The organism is Paraburkholderia ribeironis, from assembly GCF_900019265.1.
Taxonomy (GTDB): Bacteria; Pseudomonadota; Gammaproteobacteria; order Burkholderiales; family Burkholderiaceae; genus Paraburkholderia; species Paraburkholderia ribeironis.
This window is the reverse complement of record NZ_CYGX02000086.1, coordinates 14383-34850: the sequence shown is the minus strand read 5'-3', so window position 1 is coordinate 34850 and position 20468 is coordinate 14383. Positions and strand designations below refer to the sequence as shown.

17 protein-coding genes and 1 pseudogene are annotated in these 20468 nt (G+C 58.1%); 8 read left to right on the top strand and 10 right to left on the bottom strand.

Annotation, left to right across the window (positions count from 1 at the left end; genetic code table 11):
* Positions 1–124: 124 nt before the first annotated feature.
* The 5 genes from BN2475_RS33970 to BN2475_RS29420 all read right to left on the bottom strand — a co-directional run bounded on the left by BN2475_RS33970 (position 125) and on the right by BN2475_RS29420 (position 6428).
* Positions 125–538 (bottom strand): hypothetical protein, encoded by a 414-nt coding sequence (locus BN2475_RS33970; protein ID WP_143325968.1) that lies wholly within the window; start codon positions 536–538, stop codon positions 125–127.
* Positions 539–1191: 653 nt separating this feature from the next.
* Positions 1192–2241: an IS110 family RNA-guided transposase gene (locus BN2475_RS29440; RefSeq protein ID WP_094782944.1), complete on the bottom strand. Its 1050-nt coding sequence runs from the start codon at positions 2239–2241 to the stop codon at positions 1192–1194.
* A gap of 466 nt (positions 2242–2707) precedes the next feature.
* Positions 2708–3937, bottom strand: a complete 1230-nt coding sequence (locus BN2475_RS29430) for a diaminopropionate ammonia-lyase (RefSeq protein WP_094782942.1) — start codon at positions 3935–3937, stop codon at positions 2708–2710.
* 52 nt (positions 3938–3989) lie between these two features.
* Complete coding sequence (locus BN2475_RS29425) at positions 3990–5246, bottom strand: Zn-dependent hydrolase (protein WP_094782941.1); 1257 nt, start codon at positions 5244–5246, stop codon at positions 3990–3992.
* An 18-nt stretch (positions 5247–5264) separates the two neighbouring features.
* The gene (locus BN2475_RS29420) at positions 5265–6428 is read right to left on the bottom strand and encodes a M20 aminoacylase family protein (protein ID WP_094782940.1); all 1164 of its coding nucleotides are present in this window, start codon (positions 6426–6428) and stop codon (positions 5265–5267) included.
* 143 nt (positions 6429–6571) lie between these two features.
* On the opposite strand from BN2475_RS29420, the gene BN2475_RS29415 reads away from it, so the two are divergent.
* The gene (locus BN2475_RS29415; RefSeq protein ID WP_094782939.1) at positions 6572–7051 is read left to right on the top strand and encodes an Lrp/AsnC family transcriptional regulator; all 480 of its coding nucleotides are present in this window, start codon (positions 6572–6574) and stop codon (positions 7049–7051) included.
* Between the two features lie 5 nt (positions 7052–7056).
* Here BN2475_RS29415 and BN2475_RS29410 read toward each other — a convergent pair whose 3' ends face one another.
* The 4 genes and pseudogenes from BN2475_RS29410 to BN2475_RS29390 all read right to left on the bottom strand — a co-directional run bounded on the left by BN2475_RS29410 (position 7057) and on the right by BN2475_RS29390 (position 11748).
* Positions 7057–8193, bottom strand: a complete 1137-nt coding sequence (locus BN2475_RS29410; RefSeq protein WP_094782938.1) for a branched-chain amino acid ABC transporter substrate-binding protein — start codon at positions 8191–8193, stop codon at positions 7057–7059.
* Positions 8194–8695: 502 nt separating this feature from the next.
* Positions 8696–9398: pseudogene (locus BN2475_RS29400) on the bottom strand (IS6 family transposase).
* 214 nt (positions 9399–9612) lie between these two features.
* The gene (locus BN2475_RS29395) at positions 9613–11127 is read right to left on the bottom strand and encodes a GMC oxidoreductase (protein WP_094782937.1); all 1515 of its coding nucleotides are present in this window, start codon (positions 11125–11127) and stop codon (positions 9613–9615) included.
* Positions 11128–11418: 291 nt separating this feature from the next.
* On the bottom strand, positions 11419–11748 hold the full coding sequence (locus BN2475_RS29390) for a carboxymuconolactone decarboxylase family protein (protein WP_094782936.1): 330 nt from the start codon (positions 11746–11748) through the stop codon (positions 11419–11421).
* Between the two features lie 507 nt (positions 11749–12255).
* Here BN2475_RS29390 and BN2475_RS29385 point away from each other — a divergent pair.
* From BN2475_RS29385 to BN2475_RS29355, 7 genes are all read left to right on the top strand, one after another.
* Positions 12256–12702, top strand: coding sequence for a DUF305 domain-containing protein (locus BN2475_RS29385; RefSeq protein ID WP_094782946.1), 447 nt, complete (start codon positions 12256–12258; stop codon positions 12700–12702).
* An 8-nt stretch (positions 12703–12710) separates the two neighbouring features.
* Entirely contained in the window at positions 12711–14165 is a 1455-nt protein-coding gene (locus BN2475_RS29380; RefSeq protein WP_094782935.1) for a YncE family protein, read from the top strand.
* A complete protein-coding gene (locus BN2475_RS29375) occupies positions 14162–14713 on the top strand; it encodes an RNA polymerase sigma factor (RefSeq protein ID WP_245841670.1) in 552 nt (183 codons plus the stop codon). The genes BN2475_RS29380 and BN2475_RS29375 overlap by 4 nt, the downstream gene beginning before the upstream one ends.
* Before the next feature lie 387 nt (positions 14714–15100).
* Entirely contained in the window at positions 15101–15490 is a 390-nt protein-coding gene (locus tag BN2475_RS33960) for an anti-sigma factor (RefSeq protein ID WP_143325965.1), read from the top strand.
* A 423-nt stretch (positions 15491–15913) separates the two neighbouring features.
* A complete protein-coding gene (locus tag BN2475_RS29365; protein WP_218023737.1) occupies positions 15914–16339 on the top strand; it encodes a GlcG/HbpS family heme-binding protein in 426 nt (141 codons plus the stop codon).
* Between the two features lie 609 nt (positions 16340–16948).
* Entirely contained in the window at positions 16949–18514 is a 1566-nt protein-coding gene (locus BN2475_RS29360) for a methyl-accepting chemotaxis protein (RefSeq protein WP_159444623.1), read from the top strand.
* Between the two features lie 229 nt (positions 18515–18743).
* Complete coding sequence (locus tag BN2475_RS29355; RefSeq protein WP_094782931.1) at positions 18744–19535, top strand: substrate-binding domain-containing protein; 792 nt, start codon at positions 18744–18746, stop codon at positions 19533–19535.
* Positions 19536–19621: 86 nt separating this feature from the next.
* Here BN2475_RS29355 and BN2475_RS29350 read toward each other — a convergent pair whose 3' ends face one another.
* A complete protein-coding gene (locus BN2475_RS29350; RefSeq protein ID WP_094782930.1) occupies positions 19622–20395 on the bottom strand; it encodes an SDR family NAD(P)-dependent oxidoreductase in 774 nt (257 codons plus the stop codon).
* Positions 20396–20468: the final 73 nt, after the last annotated feature.

The window sequence follows — 20468 nt, the reverse complement described above, 5'->3', positions numbered from 1 at the left end:
TCAGCCTATCGATCTCACGCATCGCGTCAGCGTGCGCCTCAGGGGCAGGAATCGGACATTTCTAATGAGCCAGAATCGGACATTACCGTGTAGCCACTACACTATTTTTTGTTGATAAATTATATTATGTCAAATTACATGTTTTGCGAAAAAGGCTTGGTAGATTGCACAACTTTGTTCCTGCTTTTTGCAGAATATTGCTCTTGGCGCGCCAAGCAACGGCCTGCGATGTCTGAGATCCATAGAGACTGCGGCGGATATCGGTCGGCGACACGCTGCTATCCTTCCTCACTTGTCCCTGCACAATAGACTCTAAAAATTGGGCAATAGACTCAGAAACGCCGCTGAATGGCCGTGCAATAGACCCCGAAAAATGAAGGCTATTTTTTAATATTTCACGCACCCATTCCCTCGGTGAACGGTCGACACATGAGTGTTCAGCGTTGCGGTAATCATAGCTTTCTCGCACACTACGACCAACTCCGGACGCACGAGCGACAACAACTCTACGGTTGATTAAACGCAGCGATTTCGCCATCGCACTTTGCACACGCTAAATAGACGCCCTCACTGCAGCGGCTCTCGTAACGTACCGATGATCGGCAGTCTGCTGGCGCGTGCTCGCAGCGTGGGTGGCTAGGGGCAATCCCGGCGGCAAACGGACAAGCCGATTGACCCGTTATCGGCCATTGCTGACGTTGAACGAACGGCGCTCAGACGGCGCGGAGGACCGCAAAGCCTCACCCGACGTGGTTTGGAGGCTCAAAATACCGCCGCGTAAAGGTCGTGCGATACTCGGAATTCATGGGTCGTGCCGTGGTACGCGTCCAGCCCCTACCACCGTAGCTCGCGTGGCAATACGCACACCGCCATGGAGCCTCCAGAAGCCGCACGGTCACGCGGCTCGGCGCTCCGTAGCCGCAGCGCCGACACGCCGTTTCAAGTGACCCATGATGTGTCGGGCAGGCGCTGATGCTCTCCTGCCGGCGCAGCACGCTGTGGTAGCCCTGTGCTACGCAGCGGCGGCAGTATCGACAGACACTGCTGTAACGTCTCCGCCGGGTTGGCTGAAGCAACGCTGCTCGCAACATCCTCAGGGCACCGGCAGGCTCTCGCGGAGCTTATTGAGATCGATCACGCCGCATTCCGGCACGACGCCCTCGTAGGAGGCGACACACAGACGCTCCTATGTCAAGCAGCAGCCGTCGAATCGGCGAGATCGGCCAGAATGAGCGGATACAGCTCACGGACGATATAGCGTTTCAGGCAGCGGTGGATTTCCTTGTTCGACATGCCTTCCTTCGTCCGACGATCGACATAGGCCCGAGTGCGTGGATCGCTGCGCATCCGAACCATGGCAATGGTCCTTAAGGCGTTATTCGCGGACCGGTCACTGCCCCTATTCAATCGATGCCGGACCGTCTTGCCGGATGACGCCTGCAATGGACTTGTGCCGCAGAGTGCCGCCAGCGCCGCTTCACTTTTCAGGCGTTCGGGATTGTCGCCTGCCACGGCAACCAGTACTGCTGCGGTCTGCGGGCCGACGCCGAATCGTTCGCGAAGTCGCCTGGCGTGCTGGCTCGTCAGGCTGTCAAGCATGCTGTCGAGTGCTTTGAGCTCCTCTGCCAGCGTCAGCCAACGCTTCGCCAGCAACCGCAGTGTGGTCATGAGCGTTTGCAACATTGGCGTCTTGCCCAACGAGCGAAGACGGGTGCAACCCTCAACGCATTCCGCCGTCTTCGCTTTCAGAAGACGCTCACGGATTTCCTGGGGAGCGCTCACGAGCAAAGCCCGTAATTGATTGATAGCCTGCGTCTTTGCCTTGACTGCACTGCGCCTGACAACGGAGACAGCGCGCATCGCCTCGGCGGCGCCAGACTGTTCCTTAGGAATAGCAGTGGCCCTTCCGGCAAGGACCGCACGTGCGGCGTTTTCGGCGTCAGTGGGATCGGACTTCCCTTTGGATCGGCGCATCGCGCGATCGGGACGGTTGACTTCAAGCACCTCGATCTCATGATCGCGCAGCACGCGAGCCAAACCCGCTCCGTAGGTGTCGGTCCCTTCAACCCCGGCGCGGCGTAACGGGCCGAACGAATTCGCCCATGTCAGCAGGTCGAGATATCCTGCCGTGTCGGTTGTTACCGATAGCGTTCCGAGAAGCCTGCCCGTGTCGCTGATCACAGCCCCGACATGCGTATCCAGGTGCGTGTCAACGCCCAGAATCACTTCGTTTTGTTCCATGCGTATATCCGTTGTAGTGGGCGCATCGCCAACCCCACTCGCAGGACAGGACACTCACGGTGCAGTACAAAGCTCCTATCGGGTCACAGACGGTGAGCCCGGCAACGCTCGGGGAACGCCGGAACCGATCGACAGGTCAATGCCAAGGCAGCTCGGCCAATCCGAGCACGGGTCAGATCGGTCCGACGCTCAGAGGCGATCTTAGACTGAGTGTCTCAACAGTCGTGCGACAATCTCTATTTCCCCTGCGATCTGCAAAGCGGTTTTCTCCAGCGAGAGCGCCACCTCCAGAGCAACGTCCCGCCGTTCGCGACGACGGTCGCGCCGGTCCCTACATGCGTCCCAGCCGATCGCCACGATCGAGTTGATGACGCATGAAGGGAGGGCGACCCTGAGCGCGCCCTGCCAGTCGCCCTGCCGTACCACGCAAACCATACCGGTGTTATTACGGCGAGCGGAACTTCGCTCAGGCTACCGCTTTGGCGTGCCAGGCCAATTGGCGCTTGAGGACGGATTCGGCAGTCTCGCCGACCAGTTCCTGATAGGTCGCGGGCGCGGTCGCGCCTTCAGTATTGACAAGCAATACACGAGAAGCGCTATCGAGGCCCACGCTCCTGGCCACTTGGTGGTCCTGCGCCAACACGACAAGACCAGCGAGACCCGCTACACCCGACTCGCCAGCAACAATCGGTGTATCAGTATCACTGCCTGTTGCCAGGGTACGCATGGCGTTCCCTGCATCGTCATCGCTGATCGTCATGAAATCGTCGACACTGGGCTGCAGAAACTTCCATGCGAGCGGCGATGTTTCGCCACAAGCGAGCCCGGCCATCACGGAGTCGACAGAACCCGTCGCACGCGCAGCGCGTCCCGCCAATGCGCTCTGATACAGGCAGTCTGCCTGCTGCGGTTCGACGACGACAAATCGTGGACGATGTTCGCCATGGAATTCCCATAGGTAGCTGATCAATCCTGCTGCAAGGCCACCGACGCCACCCTGAAGGAACACATGCGTGTAGACCGGCCGATCTGGCTGGCTATCGCTCTGCTCGACAATCTCCGCTGCAATCGTGCCGTAGCCTTGCATCACATCGCGCGGGATGTCTTCGTAACCGTCGTATGACGTGTCGGAGACGACGCGCCAGCCGTTCAACGAAGCCAGGCGAGCCGCCTCTCCGACCGACTCATCGTAGTTTCCGGTGATCCGGACAATCTCGGCACCGTACGCCGCAATGGCCTTCTCGCGCTCGACACTGACATTGGCGTGCAGCACGATCACGCAACGGCAACCAAGCGTTTGCGCGGCAGCAGCCAGTCCCTTTCCGTGGTTGCCGTCCGTGGCGCTAACCACCGTGAAATGCGTCAGCAGATCCCGATAGCGCCCTTCGAAAAGGCCGCGCGCGTCGAGATCATGGTTCGGCCATAGCCGCTGAATCAGGCGGATCAGGGCGATAGGCGCACCCAATGCCTTGAAACTTCCCAGTACGGAGCGCGCCGACTCGTCCTTGATGCTGATGCTGCCGACCTTGAGTCTGGCGGCCAGCCCGGGCAACTCAAGCAACGGCGTGCCCTCAGGCGAAATCTTGTCCCAGCAGGAAAGCCATGCACGGCTCTCCAGTGCTTTCTCGATACTGAGAATCTCGTTTAGCTCAGCGGGATATGGGGTGCGCGTTGCGCGTGGATTTGCTACCAACATAACCATGGCACTCCAGTAGTCAATGATGTGAATAGGCGAATGGGAGTCGGGCTCACGTCTCTGCAAGGCGCTTTAGCACGACATCCAGCAGGACGTTTGCGCCGTCAATGAGCTGATCGTCGTCCGTGTGTTCCCGCGGGTTATGGCTGATGCCACCGCGGCTCTGCACGAATATCATCGCGGCGGGCGCGATGCGCGCGATCATCTGGGCGTCGTGTCCTGCACCGGACGTGATCCTGCGATGCGTGAAGCCCATGCGTTCTGCGGAGGCTTCGATCGCATCGGCCAATCCTGCATCGAATACCACCGGCTCGAAACGGACCAGACGTTCGGTTGTGATCTTCACGCCTTCCTTCTCCGCGACCTCTGTGAGGTACTCCGCAAGGCGCCTTTCGGCGTCCTGGAGGCGTTGCTCATCCGGGTCGCGCAGATCCACGGTAAACACCGCCTTGCGCGGAATCACGTTGATGACGTTCGGCTCGATGCGCAGCATGCCGATCGTCGCCAGCGTGGTGCCGGTGGTGACAGCCAGCTCACGTAGAAACGTCGACACGGCAGCGGCCGCCCAGCCCGCGTCATGACGAAGCCGGGTTGGCGTTGTACCCGCGTGATTGGCATTGCCCTGCACGGTAATCTGCTGCCAAGAGATGCCCTGAAGATTCTCGACAACTCCAATGCGAATGTTCTCTGCTTCGAGAATCGGGCCCTGTTCGATATGCAGTTCCAGGTATTCGTGCGGAACAATCGCGCCGGGCTCCGGGTCACCCGCATAACCGATGCGCGCGAGTTCGTCACCGAGTCGGGTGCCGTCAATGCCAACCGTATCGAGCGCTGCTTCAACTGACAGGCCACCGGCATAAACCAGCGAGCCCATCATGTCCGGCTGATAGCGGATGCCTTCCTCGTTGGTGAATGCGCCGATGGTGATGGAGCGCTGCGGCTTGATGCCTGCTTGGCGAAATGCTCTCGCGACTGCGAGCCCGGCCAGCACGCCGTAACAGCCATCCAGCGCCCCGGCGTTCTTAACTGTGTCGATGTGCGAACCCATCATCAGTGGACGCTGGCTGCCGTCATCCGAATCGGAGCGCAACGTGCCGAAAATGTTGCCGATGCGATCGACGCGCACATTGAGGTCCAGTTCGCGCATCCATTTGACGACGAGGTCACGGCCGGCTCGCTCATCGTCAGTCAGCGCGATGCGGGTCCGGCCACCGACGTCACGATCGGCGCCCAGTTCGCCGAGCTGACCCAGTTGCTCAAGCAGGAGTGCGCCGTCGAGTGTCAGTGATGGGAGTACAGACGTATTCATTTATTTCCCTTTTAACCGTTAGCCGATCGGCAACTCGATCCGGGCGATCTCAGCGAAATATCGCGCTCCGGTCAAAAGGATGTCGTCATTGAAATCGTAGGTGGCGTTGTGCAACGGTGTGCCGCCATTTCCAGCCGACTCGCCGTTGCCGATGAAGATGAAGTTGCCCGGAACGACCTGCAGGAACGCACCAAAATCCTCGGAAATCATCATTGGCTGAATGTTGTCGTCGACGCCATCGCTACCCGCCACATTGCGCGCCGCCGTCACCGCGACGCCGACGAACTGCTCCGAGTTCACCGTCGGAGCGAACTCGTGTGTGTACTCGAATGTGCAATCGGCACCGTGCGTGCGGCAAATGCCTTCGCAAACCTCGCGCATGCGAGTTTCGAGCAGCCGCTGCACTTCGAGTGAATAGCTACGCGTGTCCCCCTTGATGACAACATTCGACGGAATGACATTTCGCAGGCCGTCGGTCATGAATTCCGTGCAGGAAATCACCGCCTGCATGCTCGGGTCGAGATTGCGCGACACGACGGTCTGCAATGCCATCACGATCTGTGACGCGATGACGATCGGGTCCACACCCATGTGCGGACGTGCGGCGTGTGTGCCCCGTCCCTTGATGTGAATGACAAAGTTGTCTTCACTCGCCATGATGCCGCCCGGACGCGTTGCAAACGATCCCGCACGCATGCCCGGCATGTTGTGCGCGCCGAAGATGGCATCGACCGGGAACCGTTCGAACAGGCCGTCGGCCATCATCGCCTTCGCGCCGCGGCCGTGCTCTTCTGCCGGCTGAAAGATGAAGCGGACGGTGCCGTTGAAATCGCGACGCTCGGCAAGGAGCCGGGCCGCGCCCAGAATCATCGACATATGTCCGTCGTGCCCGCACGCGTGCATTTTTCCGGTGGTGCGCGAAGCGTGCTCACGATCGGTTGCCTGCTCCACGATGTTCAGCGCATCCATATCCGCGCGTAGGCCGATGGCCCGTTTCCCGTCTCCGACCGTCAGGTTGGCAACGAGCCCGGTTCCGCCGATCCCGCGATGAACTTCCAGTCCAAGCGTCCTGAGAATGTTCGCCACATAGTCAGACGTATTGACTTCCTCGAAACCAGTTTCGGGATGTTGATGCAAATACTGGCGCCAGCTCGTCAACTGGCCCTGCAGCGTGCTTTCCATTGTCGGACGTCCTTGGCTCATGAAGCGCGGGGAATGCGCATGTCGGTTAGGGAGATAATATTGTTGGTGGTGCTGGAAAAAGTCTCTAAATCGACAGCTTCCGTGCAAAAATATCTCTGTTTCGACCTTCCGGCCGCAAAACCATGACACTCAGCCTGGACGATTTTGATCTCAAGCTATTGATGGAAGTGCAACGCGACGCGCACATTCCTCAGAACGAACTGGGCGAACGCGTCAATCTGTCCACGGCTGCCGTCAATCGTCGATTGCGACGTATGTCGGACGCAGGCGTCATTCGCAACTACGCCGCCATCGTCGCGCCGGAGAAGGTTGGCTATCCGCTGACAATTATCGCAACAGTCGAGGTCGAGAGCGAGCAGATCGATCTGCTCGACTCGATGAAGCGCACCTTCGCGCAATGCCCGGAAATCCAGCAGTGCTACTACGTCGCGGGTGAATGGGACTTCGTGCTGATACTGACGGTTCGCAACATGGAGGAGTACACGGCGCTCACGCGGCAACTGTTCTTCTCAAACAACAACGTCAAACGCTTCAAGACGCTGGTGAGCATGAGCAGCGTGAAGGTGGGGCTCGGTGTACCCGTCGCTCCCGAGGGAGTGTGACGCCGTCAACGCACGACTGATTTGTCGGTCCAGTTACCCTGATCAAACTGGCGAACGGTAATGGCGCCGTTGCGGATATCCCCTTTCTCGTCAAACTGGATAGCGCCCGTCACGCCGTCCAGCTTCGAAGCGCGCAGCTTCGGGAGATACACCTTTGGGTCTGTCGACCCGGCAGCCTGCATCGCGTCTGCCATCGCGAGCACCGCGTCGTAGGCATAAGGGGCATATAGCTGCACGGGAACACCAAACCGCTGCTGGTAGCGTTTGAAGAATTCCGGTCCTTGCGGCATCTTTGCAGGTGGCACGCCCGCCAGCGTGCAGTACGTGTCGTTGTTCATCGAGGAACCGGCCAGTTTGATGAACTGAGGAGTACACGCCTCATCGCCGGCAATGAACTTGACTTTCAATCCAAGCTTTTGTGCCTGCTGCACGAATGCCGCGGCTTGCGTGTCGCCGCCCGTAAACGCGATACCGTCCGGCTGACGGCTCTTGATGGTCGTGAGAATCGCCATCCAGTTGGTTGTCTTGTCGGTGCCATATTCACGGGCGACCACGTTGCCTCCAGCTGCCTTGACTGCCTTCTCGATCTCGTCGGCAAGACCTTGCCCGTACGCCGTACGGTCGTCGACGATGAGGACCTTGCGCGCACCAAGATCGCGGACCAGATACGAGCCGATGACCGTGCCCTGTCTCACATCATTCGCAACCATACGGAACACGTTCGTGAAGCCTTGCTGGGTGAGCTTCGGATTGGTTGCCGATTCGGTGATCATTGGAACACCGGCATCCGAGTAGATTTTGGAAGCGGGTATCGATGTCCCGGAGTTTGCATGACCAACGACACCCGCCACGCCATCGTCCACCAGCTTCTGTGCGACGGTCACGGCTGTCTTTGGGTCGGCCGCATCGTCCTGCGAGTCAAGCACAAACGTAACGTTTTGCCCCCCAATGCGAATCTTTCTGCTGTTCAGATCTTCGATCGCCAGCCGCACGCCGTTTTCATCGTCCTTTCCGATGTGGGACAGTTCGCCAGTTAGTGGGGAAACCTGCCCGATCTTTACCGTCAGATCCGCGTGAGCCGCGAGAGGTTGCAGGACAAGCGTCAGAGACGCGAGGCATATCAAAGGCCGGGATGATTGCATGGTCGTACTCTCGATAGGTTGGCTGGGAACGGGATCGACAGAACCCGCGATCCGTTGGGCCAGGCAACACTGCGCTGGCCTCCAACCATCCTAATGACGCGTGACAGTTGCCAAAATCAGACGCGATGATCTTTCTGCAAAGTTCGATCGAAAAGCGCGCAGTTTTCGATAATTTTTCTCGCAGTCGTTTGCTGGCCAGCGCAATTTTGGTGGGCCCTTTTCCTTGTATTGGCCACGCTCGTCGCCCGATTTCTTTCGCCGTGCAATCGGCAAACCGCTTGAGCACCGGAAAGTTGGGCGACGAAACATGGTCGAGCGGTTCACAACGGCCTTCTTTCAGGCTGCCCGAAGGAACCCTCGACTGTCACATGCACATCTACGACGACGGATGCCCCGTTGCGCCAGGTGCGACGCTACGTCCCCCGAACGCAACCGTCGAACAATACCGGCTTTGTCGCAGTAAGACTGAAGGCAGGCGCGGTGCCGACATGCAAAGTACTGCTTATATTGCGAGATCGCAGAACTGATCTGCGGCAATTGGACGGGCTCCGTGAGCATACTTCATCTGTCCTTTCACAATCATGTGCATCAGTTCAATGCCGGCCAGAAGGATCCGGGTGCACCGAAAAGTCTTGAACCCCAACAAGGGATGCGTGCGTCGCTTGATCGCCCTCTGTTCCCGCTCCACTAGATTATTGAGATCTTTCGACTGACGGATCTTGAGGGGCGTTTCACAATCAGCATTGATCGCTTCGAGCGCGGCGCGATTGGCACCGCTTTTGTCGATGGTTACCGTCTCAGCTATACCGTTGTTGGCAACCGATTTTTCAATGTAACGCCGGGCCGCAGGCTAGTCCCGATGGGCGCGCAGCAAAAAGTCAATCGTGTTGCCGTCCTTGTCGACGGCCCGGCAGAGATACCGCCACTCCCCCCTTGACGCGAATGTACGTCTCGTCCATCCGCCAGCTCTTGCCAACCGGGCGCTTGCGGCGGCGAAACGCCTTCTCCAGCACCGGCAACAGCTTGATGGCCCAGCGATGCACCGATCGAATGATCGACCGAAATGCTGCGCTCGGCCATCATGGCTTCGAGGTGCCGCAGGCTTAGCGGATAGGCCCGTACCAGCGCACGCAAGTCAGGATCACGTCGAGCGGGTAATGCAGGCGTTTGATCACTCGGGCTACCGCCGGATTCAACGCCTTCATCGAGCTCCCTGTCATTCATGTCGTTTCACACATCTTAGCCGATCGCCTTATTGCAGAACCTCCGAGCGCAGTGGCATCTCGGACCATGTGGCCCGAGTCGACAAACAAAGAAACGAGGACGCCATCTGGTTGCCCGAGACTTCAACTGTCATGAAGACCGCCCATGAGCGGCTAGCCTGACTCGTTGCTGGAAGGCGCACACTTGCGATGCGGACTAGCAGCGTTGTAGCGATTCCAATAGCCTATCGGCAACATGAGCAGACCATGCAGCTATGCTCTGACTTGGCGGAGCCCCAGGGGACGCCGGCAGGGCAGACGCATCTACCACATATAGTCCGGGGTTATCAAAAACCTCCCCGTTCGCGCCGATCACACCATCCAAATTCGACGTACCCAAACAAGCACCGCCGATCGGCTGAACCGTTACGGGAGTACCAAGGGCATACACTTTCGTATTCGTTGCTATCTCTATGCTCTTTATTTCTTCAGCAATTTCTCGATAAACACTATTCTCGCTTTTCTTGTATCGTATTTTAAATTTACCGTTTCTCATTAACATCAACCCATTACTGCCATCTCCACCAAAGGCAACCATGCACGAATTCTTACGCAGCCATCTTTTGATCGGCGTTGGAAGCGGCACATCATCGAAACCCTGGATGCTCGCACGAAGCATTAGCGCAGACTTGCTTGTCGAGTTCCTCGATCTGAAAGGCCCGCAGAGCGGCAGGCCTGCAGTAAGATCTCTCGTGCTATTCTCTTTCCAAAACCCGAAAAACCCTCCATTCGTGCCAAACTGAAAGCCTAACCGCGGCATTCCATCCAATCCATGCTCGACATCACGGCTTTTCAATAGCAAACGAACTGTGTTCAAACCTCCTGCAGCCAGGACAACGTGTTCCGCAAGTATGCATTCATCTTGCCCGCTTCGATGGTTGCGATAACGGACTTCATATCGCATCTTGCGCTCGTCTCCGCCTCTTAGTTTGTGAATCGACTTGACCTCACACAGATCGCGTACAACTAAGCCATGCTGCATTGCCGGCCAAATGACCGTGAAATCTAAAGTAGTTTTGGCGCCCGACGGGGACCCCAGAAAGCTGTTATTCCGCATGTCGGACTCCCATCGCTCGACCCCATGCGGATCTACCAGCTTCACAGGCTGTCCGGGCATTTCAGGCAACAGGATGCCGATCGGCGAATTTTTCAGCCCTGCATTCGATAATTCGCCGTTGTAGTTGGTTTGATCGATGCTGTTTGGAACCATGTCATGAGGTGACACAGGCCTTGCGTTGAGTAGCGCGAGAATCTCGTCATAGTAGCTTTCCATGCGCTCTTGAGAAATTTGCGGATGTCGAGTCTCCCAGTACTTGGGGTCGAAAGGTCTACCCAGAACTGCCGCATATATATGACTACCTCCCCCGACATTCGAAGAGCAAATCACATTGATGCCGTCACCGAAGTATGCCTCGACAAACCCTCTTTTATTAATAACCATCTCGCCTTTAAAAAGGCTAGCCCTAACAGATCTCAAGCCATAGGTAAATGCATGCCGGCCTTGCGGGAGAGGAGCCAGATCTTCGATGTCAGTCGACTGCATCGGCACCGTGTCTCGCCACGGACCGCGCTCGAGCATCAATACATCCCTCCCCGCTTCCGCGAGTCTTTTCGCGGCAACGGCCCCTCCAAACCCACTCCCTATGACCAACACTTCAATGTGATCGTCCATGACTATCCCTATTTCCGAGGAGTTCAAAGCTCGCCCCAGCCAACCTGCTAACGTACGACGCAAGACGCCGAACAAATCTGCCTTCAGACGTGGGCTGCCACGCATTGGCGTGCTACTTGCCGCTTCATGGCCACGGCAGTCCCCGCCGCCACCCCTCATCGAAGCTACCGCGCACCGGACAGCTATGATCCAAGTCCCTGGTGACCGATCCAACCAGTGCGAGGTGATCCCGGAGCAATCTTGGGGCTCTGCAGACCGCCTCGCTTAGCAAATTTGCAACCTCAGTGGATGCTACCGCTCGTCATACAACTTCAGCGCAAGCAGCCCCTGCCCATATGCAGCGCCGGCACGCATGGCAGCTGCGATCATGCACACCTCAGCAATTTCCTCCCGAGTGGCACCGTGCCGTTTGGCCCCTGCTGTATGCAAATCAACGCAGAGCGGGCATTGCGTTGTAAAGGCAACGCCCAATGCGACGAGCTCCCGATATTTATTGGGAATTTGGCCATCGGTGCGAGCAATGGCGTCATGATGAAAAGTTTTGAACGTCTCTCCGTCGGGTCCCGCGAGCCGGAACAGTTCTTCTGACAGGTTGAGGTCGGATCTTTCTTGATAGCTCATTTCACAATTCCTGTGTTGGATACCAGCATTAAAGTGAGCGCATACAAGAGCGCGTTAACAACGGTAAAGCGACAAGAACAGATCCACAAGGCAGACGTGCTTTGTCGGCTAAGTAGAAAATCTTTATCTGTGCTTGCCTCGGACGCCCCGAAGCAATTGAGATTTGCGAGAGATCGGATAGAAATCGGCCGGGGAGAAACGAGCGATCAAATGTTCTAACCGAGCAGACGAGCATAAGGGTTCCGTAACCGGAGCCACCAGCCTGAAACGCTCGACCGGAAGCGACACGCGGAGGCCGTCCGCTGGCGCGCGACTGACTGCGCGAGTTGGCAACAGCATTCCGACAAAGTTTTCCTTTCAATCTGGAGAACCTTATCTCGCTTGCCCTGAGGATACTTCTGATCAAGACTTCCCCACCTCGGGCATTGGGTCGCGCCGAAGGGAATAAAACCTCATCTTCCGATGTCCACCGCAAGATGGGGATATACCCCGCTACAGGGAGTAAGGATGACCCGGATCATAAGCAAAACCATCGCAGTAAATCGATGGCGCGCGCTTCGTTGGCTCATGCTTCTGGCCGCTGCTGCAATGGCAACCGCGGCGGGTGCTGTAACACCTCAAGAGGCGTTCCGCGCAGAGAACGAGGTGGCGATGGACAAAATGATGACCGCGATGGTGGTCAAGCCCTCAGGCGACCTCGATCGCGATTTTGCGGCCATGATGATTCCCCATCACCAAGGCGCTATCGACATGGCTCTGGCGGAGTTGCGCTACGGGAGCAACGAGCAGTTGCGGCGCATCGCCCAGGAAATCATTGTGGAACAGCAGCAAGAGATCTCCGCGATGCAATTCGCTTTGGGTAAACCGCTCCCACCCTCTGTACCGTCGCCGACTCAAGTCGGTATATCCGAGCCTCGGGCCGCTACCCCTGAAAACCAAGATCACACGCAATAGGAGTCCACATGCTCAAGAAACTCTCGCTCTCGTCGCTAGTTTCATCCGTACTTTTCTCGTCCCTTGCCGTTGCTGGCCAAGTGCCCGGCCGAGAGACCGACGCGGATATCCCCGTCAGCCACCGAGACCGTATCTATGCGGCCGAACAATTTTCCAATACCGTGTCGGTGACAGACCCGGCCGACAACCGGTTACTAGGAGTCATTCGTCTGGGTGACCCCTCGCCCAGCAGCTTTAGTCCGCTCTATCATGGCCAGGTTCTGGTCCACGGTCTCGGTTTTTCACCAGATCATCGCACGCTCGCGGTGGTATCGATTGGCTCGAACTCGGTGACCTTCATCGACACCGCAACCAACACCGTAAAGCACACCACCTACCTCGGTCGCTCCCCCCATGAGGCATTCTTCACACCTGATGGCAAGGAAGTCTGGGTGACTATTCGAGGTGAGAACTATGTCTCAGTCATCGACGCGGCAACCTTCGAAGAAAAAACTCGTATCACGACGGCAGCCGGCCCAGGGATGCAAATTTTCTCGACCGACGGAAAGTACGCATACGTTTGTTCATCCTTCAATCCCGAGACCGCCATCGTAGAGGTCGCGTCTCACAAGATCATCGCCAAGGTGAAGCAGGACAGCCCGTTCTGCCCGAACATCGCAGCCTCGCCCGATGGCAAGCAGGTTTGGTTCACGCTGAAAGACACGGGGAGGACGACTGTATTCGACGCGCGCCCCCCGTTTGGTGTCATCAAATCGTTCGAGACCGGCCCTATTACGAACCACGTTAACTTTGCCAAAACAAGCAACGGAACGTTCGCATACTTGACTGTGGGCGGACTCAACCAGGTGAAGGTCTTCCGCACGGATGATCTCTCCCAAGTTGCGACCATTCCTGTCGGCAACCTCCCGCACGGTGTGTGGCCTTCCGGGGACGGCAGCCGCGTTTACGTCGGCCTCGAAAACGCGGACGCTCTCGCCGTTATCGACACGGCGACGAACACGGTTATCGGCAACGTACCTATCGGTCAGGCGCCGCAAGCGGTCGTATATGTTCCCAATGCAGTGCCTACCGGCGACGACGGGACGCGCAATCTTCAGGAGCTAGGCGTGGCAGGCAAGGTGGCCTCACTCTCGCTGGCCGAGGTGGGTAGCAGCGCGACTCGCACCAGCGTTGCGCTGTTCGACCAAGGCTTGTCACAGGTCCTGCAAGCATCCGTCACGGGGTTGAAACCAAAGCAGCCCTATGTCATGGCGCTGGCCAAGAAGGCTGACGGCTCCGGCGCACTAGAACCCCTGGCCAACTTCATGACCAATCCGGCAGGTTCCGCCGTCGTCAACGCAGTCGGGCCGATCCGCCAGGTCGTCCAAGCGGAGGCAACTGACACCCGACGGTATCTGGTGGTTGCGCCAATCGTTGAGGGCAAACCTGGCGAGCCAGTTCAATTGCAGGTAGCCACGCAATGATCGGCAGCGCTGGCATGGCTCATATCGCGGAACTCGAGCCACTGATTCCGGCGCTGCGTCGCTATGCCAGTGCAATGGTTCGTGACCGCGATCTTGCTGACGACCTCGTTCAAGATTGCTTGGAGCGGGCCATCAGCAAATGGGATACGAGGCGGCGAGCAGAGAACACGCGGCAGTGGGTTTTTGCTATCGCACACAATCTCATCGTCAATAAGTTGCGGCAGCGCGCGCGGCGTGGGTTGCATCTCGACATCGCAGACATCGATGAAGAAGCCCTCGCCACTCCCGCGCCCCAGGAGCACCGAATCCGCCATGGCGAACTGATGAAGGCATTGGCCGCGCTCCCCGAGGACCAGCGGAACGTGCTATTGCTGGTGTCGGTGGAGGACCTTACCTATGCGGAAGCTGCCAAGACGCTCAACATCCCAATTGGAACCGTGATGTCCCGTCTGGCCCGAGGAAGGGAGCGCCTTCAGCGCGCGCTCGACGGCGACCAGGAGCAGGAGGCGTGCCCTCAAGGCGAACCGTTCTTGCGGAGGGTGAAGTAAGTGGACAAGCCTCAGATCCCAGCTCCTATCGTGGAGGAAGATCTCCATGCTTTCGTTGACCATGCACTTGAGGCCACTCGCCGCAAGGAAGTTCAGGATTACCTAGATCGCGATCCGGACGCCGCAGCCGCCGTGGCAAAGTTCGCGGCGCAGAGGCAACTCTTGAGGTCCGCGCTTGCGCCTATTGCGGACGAACCTCTCCCGGAACGGTTGCGAGTAGACTCGCTACTCGAGCATCGGCGCAGCTCAGGCCCTTCGGCTTGGCGAACGGCCGCTGCACTCGTGCTTGCACTCGCGACCGGGACCATCGGTGGCTGGCATATGCGGGGGGCACTGACGCCTAACGGCGGAATTGCCGTACTCGCAGGGGAGGCAGGCAGCAGCTACATGGCATATGCAACCGATCCCGCCGATGGCACCGATAAGGCGGGATTGCTCAGATTGTTGTCGGACAAGCTGCAGCGGCCGATCGAGATTCCGGACCTAGGTCGGGCGGGCTACCAGTATGTCGGCGGCAGATTGGTCTCAACGGTTCACGGTTCCGCCGGTTTGTTCTTCTACGACAGCGCCGATGGGACACGCATGGCCGTCATGATCAGGCCGATGATCCATGAGAAGGAGGCGCCCATGATGGAACATACCGCGGGAAACGTCGGAGAGGTCACTTGGGCGGCGCGTGGACTTGGCTACAGCGTGGTCGGCACTGAAGCGCCTCGTCTTCTGCACCCTGTCGCTGACGAGGTGCGCAGGCAGGTCCGTTCCAAGACCCCAACCTAGAGCGGGCGCTTAAAAGTCCTTGCTTCGCCACTCAGTCGTCGCCAGACAAAGTGGGCTCGTACAAGCGAGGAAGCGTCTGGCGCGATGTGCCGTCGCACGCAACCAATCTAAATATTTTCTTTCAATCGAAAACAGAATATCTCGTTTGCGAGTGAGCGTTGCAAGTTGAACAATAGGTCTGTTCATGCAAGCCTCTGGTTCTATACCACGCGCACGTTTTGCGACGTCAGAATCTGCTCGCACAAAGAAATTATGCTTTTCCCGGCTCACACTTCGAGAGTGCTGGCCCGGCCAACACTCCTCACGAGAAATCAGATGCCAAAAACAAAAAATGCGATCACGCTCGGCGCGATCGCGATCGCAAGCCTCGCTTCGCTATCGGCGACACACGCCCAGGTTTCGACTAGTGGCTACGTCCTAACGATGAATCTCGCATTCGAAGCGGCGCTCGAGGCTGTGCAAACGTGCAGCGCGAAGGGCTATGCCGTGACAGCAACCGTGGTCGACGTAGCGGGAACGCCACAAGCTGTCTTGCGAGGCGATCACGCGGCGATCCATACGAAGGACTCCTCTTATCGAAAGGCATATACCGCAGCTTCGATGGGGCCGGTTTTCCATTTCGACCGCACCAGTCAGTTCCTGAATCTACTCACGTCGAATTTCCCCCCACTTGCCGCACAGTCCCTAGCATCCACGCCGAACGTGACGACGTTGCCGGGCGGTGTCACCATCAAGGTCGGGGATGAAATCATCGCCGGCATTGGCGTGAGTGGTTCGCCGGGAGGCGACAAAGATGAAGCCTGCGCTCTGGCGGCGGTAGCGAAGATCAAGGAAAAGCTACCGCACTAGATCGATACAACCCGCCCCTGCCGATACTCTCGCTCCGGCGAAAGGCTCGGGGGCACAAAAATGGGAGACGTTTTGATGCCGGCAATAACGTCAAACATTTGCGGAGAAGACATGGAGGCATACCAGCAAGCGTTGACGTCGAACGCCGCGGCGGTATCCCACTTTGGCAAGCGGCTCGCGGTGCACTAAAAAAACGTCGATGCAGCGGTACCGCAACTGAGCGTCTCGCAGCGAAGGGAAATCGCTTACCGCTTCCGGCAGGGCATTGAAGACGTATTGTCTTTTGGGGACGATTTGGCGTAGCCCGCCGAGTGCCAGGAGGCGCTGCTGAGTCAGACCAACGTTCTCTTGATTGCCCGGGAGACACAAGACGCTATGCCGGGGTAGGTTCTTCCGGCCTGCCGCGCCACCTCGTTGGGATCCCGGATCCTCCTCCACCCTGTCTCCGGGATCGTTTGGGTGCCGTGCTAGCACGGCACCCTTTTTTTATTGAAGTGAGTGCCAGGTGAACGGATATAGCCGAAGTCCGTTTCCATACCTTCGCCCGCAGAGCGCTCTTCAACACCATTCAAAAAGCAGGAATTTTCGTGGTCGATACCTATGAGCAAAATGAATAACCTCAAAATCGGCGTTCGTCTTTCCGCAGCATTTGGTCTTTTGATCGCGCTGCTGATCGCAATCTCGGTCCTCGCAGCGACTCAACTCCGTGCGGCAAGCCAGCGCACCCAGGAGTTGGTCAATGAAACCTATCTCAAGGCTGAGCTTGCCCATCAACTCAAAGATTATGCGAACTTTACGGCGCGCCAGATGCGCCGTGCGCTGCTTGCTCGCGACTCGGACGAAGTCACAAAAGACCTGGAGCAAGTCGAGCAAACGCGCAGCAAGTACGAGCCGGTGGTCAAACGGCTCGATGCGCTCATTCACTTTACGGAAGGACGCAAGCTCTTCGACGAGATGAAGGCAGTACAGTTGCGTTATCGGGACACGCGCGACAAGGTCGTCGATCTAACGAGGCAAGGACAACAACACCAGGCCATCGATCTCATGTTTGGAGATCTACGCAAGGAGCAACAAACGTACTTCGACGCGATCGACAATCTGGTGAAATTCCAGACCGATCTGATGCTGCAAAGCGGCAACGACGCTGCTGCCGCCGCGCGTGGCGCCACACTGACTATTGCAGGGACCGCCCTCGCTGCAATTGTGCTTGGCATTATCTGCAGTTTCGCAATCACCCGCTCTGTGGCCGAGCCGGCGCGCGCGGCCGTCGAATCAGCCAATCGCGTCGCGGACGGCGATTTGACGGCGCGCATCGAGGCGAGGACAGACGACGAGATGGGACAGCTAATGCAAGCCTTACAGAAAATGAATGGACGCCTCGCACAGGTAATCGGTGGTGTGCGGACAAGCGTTGAGACCATCAATTCGGCAGCGAGTCAAATTGCCTCGGAGAACGCCTCGCTGGCGAACCGCACCGAACAGCAAGCCGCCTCGTTAGAGCAAACCGCAGCGAGCATGACGCAATTGACCGAAACAGTGAAACAGAACGCGGACAATGCACACGAGGCGAAGGCGCTCGCAACGAACGCGAGCGGCATTGCGGATATGGGCCACTCGGCGGTGCAGAAGATGCTCGGTACGATCGGGCGCGTAAACGAAAGCGCGGCCGAGATCTCGGAGATTACCAGCCTCATCGAAGGTATCGCGTTCCAAACTAACATCCTGGCGCTCAACGCGGCGGTTGAGGCCGCGCGCGCCGGCGAGCAGGGGCGCGGATTCGCCGTGGTGGCGAGCGAGGTGCGCTCGCTGGCGCAGCGCTCATCTGCGGCGGCCAAGGAGATCAAGGAAATCATCGAGACTTCGGTCGGCATGATCCAAGATAGCGCCCGCCAGGCCAGCGAGGTCGGCGCCAGTGTTGAGCAGATCAAACAGGCGGTGCGCAAGGTGCTGGAGATAGTCGCTGAAATTTCGACTGCCTCCGAGCAACAGACGGATGGTATCGACCAGGTCCATACCGCTGTCAATCAGCTTGATCACATGACCCAGCAGAACGCCACCCTCGTGGAGGAGTCGGCGGCAGCCGCACGGTCGCTGGAGGAGCAGGCGATCGAACTGCGCACCGCCATCTCCATCTTCAAGGTGAATTCAACCCTGCCTGACCTCCGTGACACGTGAGTTTCACGTACGCATGGCGCCTCTGGGGGGCCGTGGCCTGCAAAATCCCTCACCAACAATGCGGCGACTCCGAGGTAACACTAATACGCGGTCAAGGTTTTCTTTCGATCATCAGCAGAACATCTTGTTTGCGACAGCCAGCGAAGTCATCCAACAATGTCGGTGCAGAAGGAAAGATATGCAAATCGATCAGCGACCGCACCCAGGACTTGGTATTTCAGGAATATTCATGAATAGTTTCTATCAGAGGTTCGCCCTGCGAGCTTGCACGCGCCTTGCCACCGTGCTGGCATTGTCCATCTCGTCAGTCCACGCATCACCACAATCCGTGTTGCATGTCTATGGGCCCGGAGGTCCGGCTCCGGCAATGAAGGAGGCGGCCGAAGCGTTCGAGAAGCAGACGGGTACTCATGTCGACGTCACGGCCGGACCGACGCCATCATGGATCGACCACGCGCGTGCCGACGCTGACCTGATCTTCAGCGGCTCGGAAACGATGATGTCGGACTTTGTCGTTGCAATGGGCGACCAACTCACACCTCAAGCACCGGTTCCGCTGTACCTCCGACCAATGGCGATCCTCGTTCGTCCCGGCAACCCTCGCCATATCCATGGCCTGGCGGATTTGCTCAACCCGGGCGTGAAGATTCTGGTGGTCAATGGCGCGGGACAAAACGGCGTATGGGAAGACGTTGCGGGTCGCCTCGGCGATATTCGCACTGTCGCGGCGATGCGCGGCAATATCGTAAGCTACGCGGGTAATAGCGCTACCGCGCGACAGACTTGGATCGCACAGCCCGACATCGACGCGTGGCTTATCTGGAACATCTGGGAAGTATCAAACCCCTCTCTCGCCGAGACAGTGTCGATCGAGCCACGCTACGCGATCTATCGCGATACAGGCGTAGCGGTGACCAAACGTGGAACAGAGAATCCGGCTGCCCAGGAGTTCGTTGATTTTCTTCGTTCCAAAGCGGGCGGGGCAATTTTCGCCCGCTGGGGCTGGATGACCGGAGAGTAAGTCGGCAACCGGGAGAGTCGAGTTAGATTGCCCGGGTGAAACAAACGCCGGGTAAGGGCAAGCGCGTGGCCCCTACCCGGCAAGGATCAGTTGCGGCCGGCCATCACGCCACCATCCACGTCCCAAACTGCGCCGGTCACCCAGTTTGCCTTGTCCGACAGCAAAAAGGTCACGACCTCGGCGACGTCCTGCGGAGTCCCGATACGTCCGATCGGGTGGAAGCTGTCGAAGCCCTGCAGCGCGCTGTTCACCTCGTCCTTCGGCATGAATCTCTCGTAGATCGGGGTTTGGACTACCGCTGGCGACACCGCGTTGACACGGATGCGTTTCGACGCCAACTCCATGGCCAGGTGCTGGGTCAGCGAATGCAGACCCGCCTTGGCCATGGCATACGCCGACGCCGGCATCGCGGCGATAGCCTGCTGTGCCCCCACCGAACCGATGTTGACGAACGCGCCGGGACAGTCGTTCGCGACGAGGTTCGCGGCAACCTTCTGCGTGATAAAAAAGAAGGCTTTGTTCAGCTTCAGATACTGATCGTAGTCCGCATCTTGATGTTCCAGGAACGGCTTCGGGAAGAAGATGCCGGCCGCATTGACGAGCAGGTCGATATCCGGATGCTGCTCGTCGATGGTCTTGAGCAGCGCGGCCAGCCCGTCGTTGCTCGATAGGTCCGCTGTCAATGCAGTTACGTGGCCCAGGGTGGCCAGTTCCTTCCGCGCTTCCTCGGCCTTATCGGCTCGATGCCCGACGATGACCGCGCTGCCGCCTTCGGCGAGGACCATACGGGCCGTCTCCAGCCCCATTCCGCTGGTGCCGCCGACGACCAGCAGTTTCTTGCCCTTGAATTGATTGCTCATTTGAAATCTCGCTAAATTGTTGCTCGGCAGGATCCGATTGAAGAAAAGCAGGATAGAGCTACCGCCGTGCTGC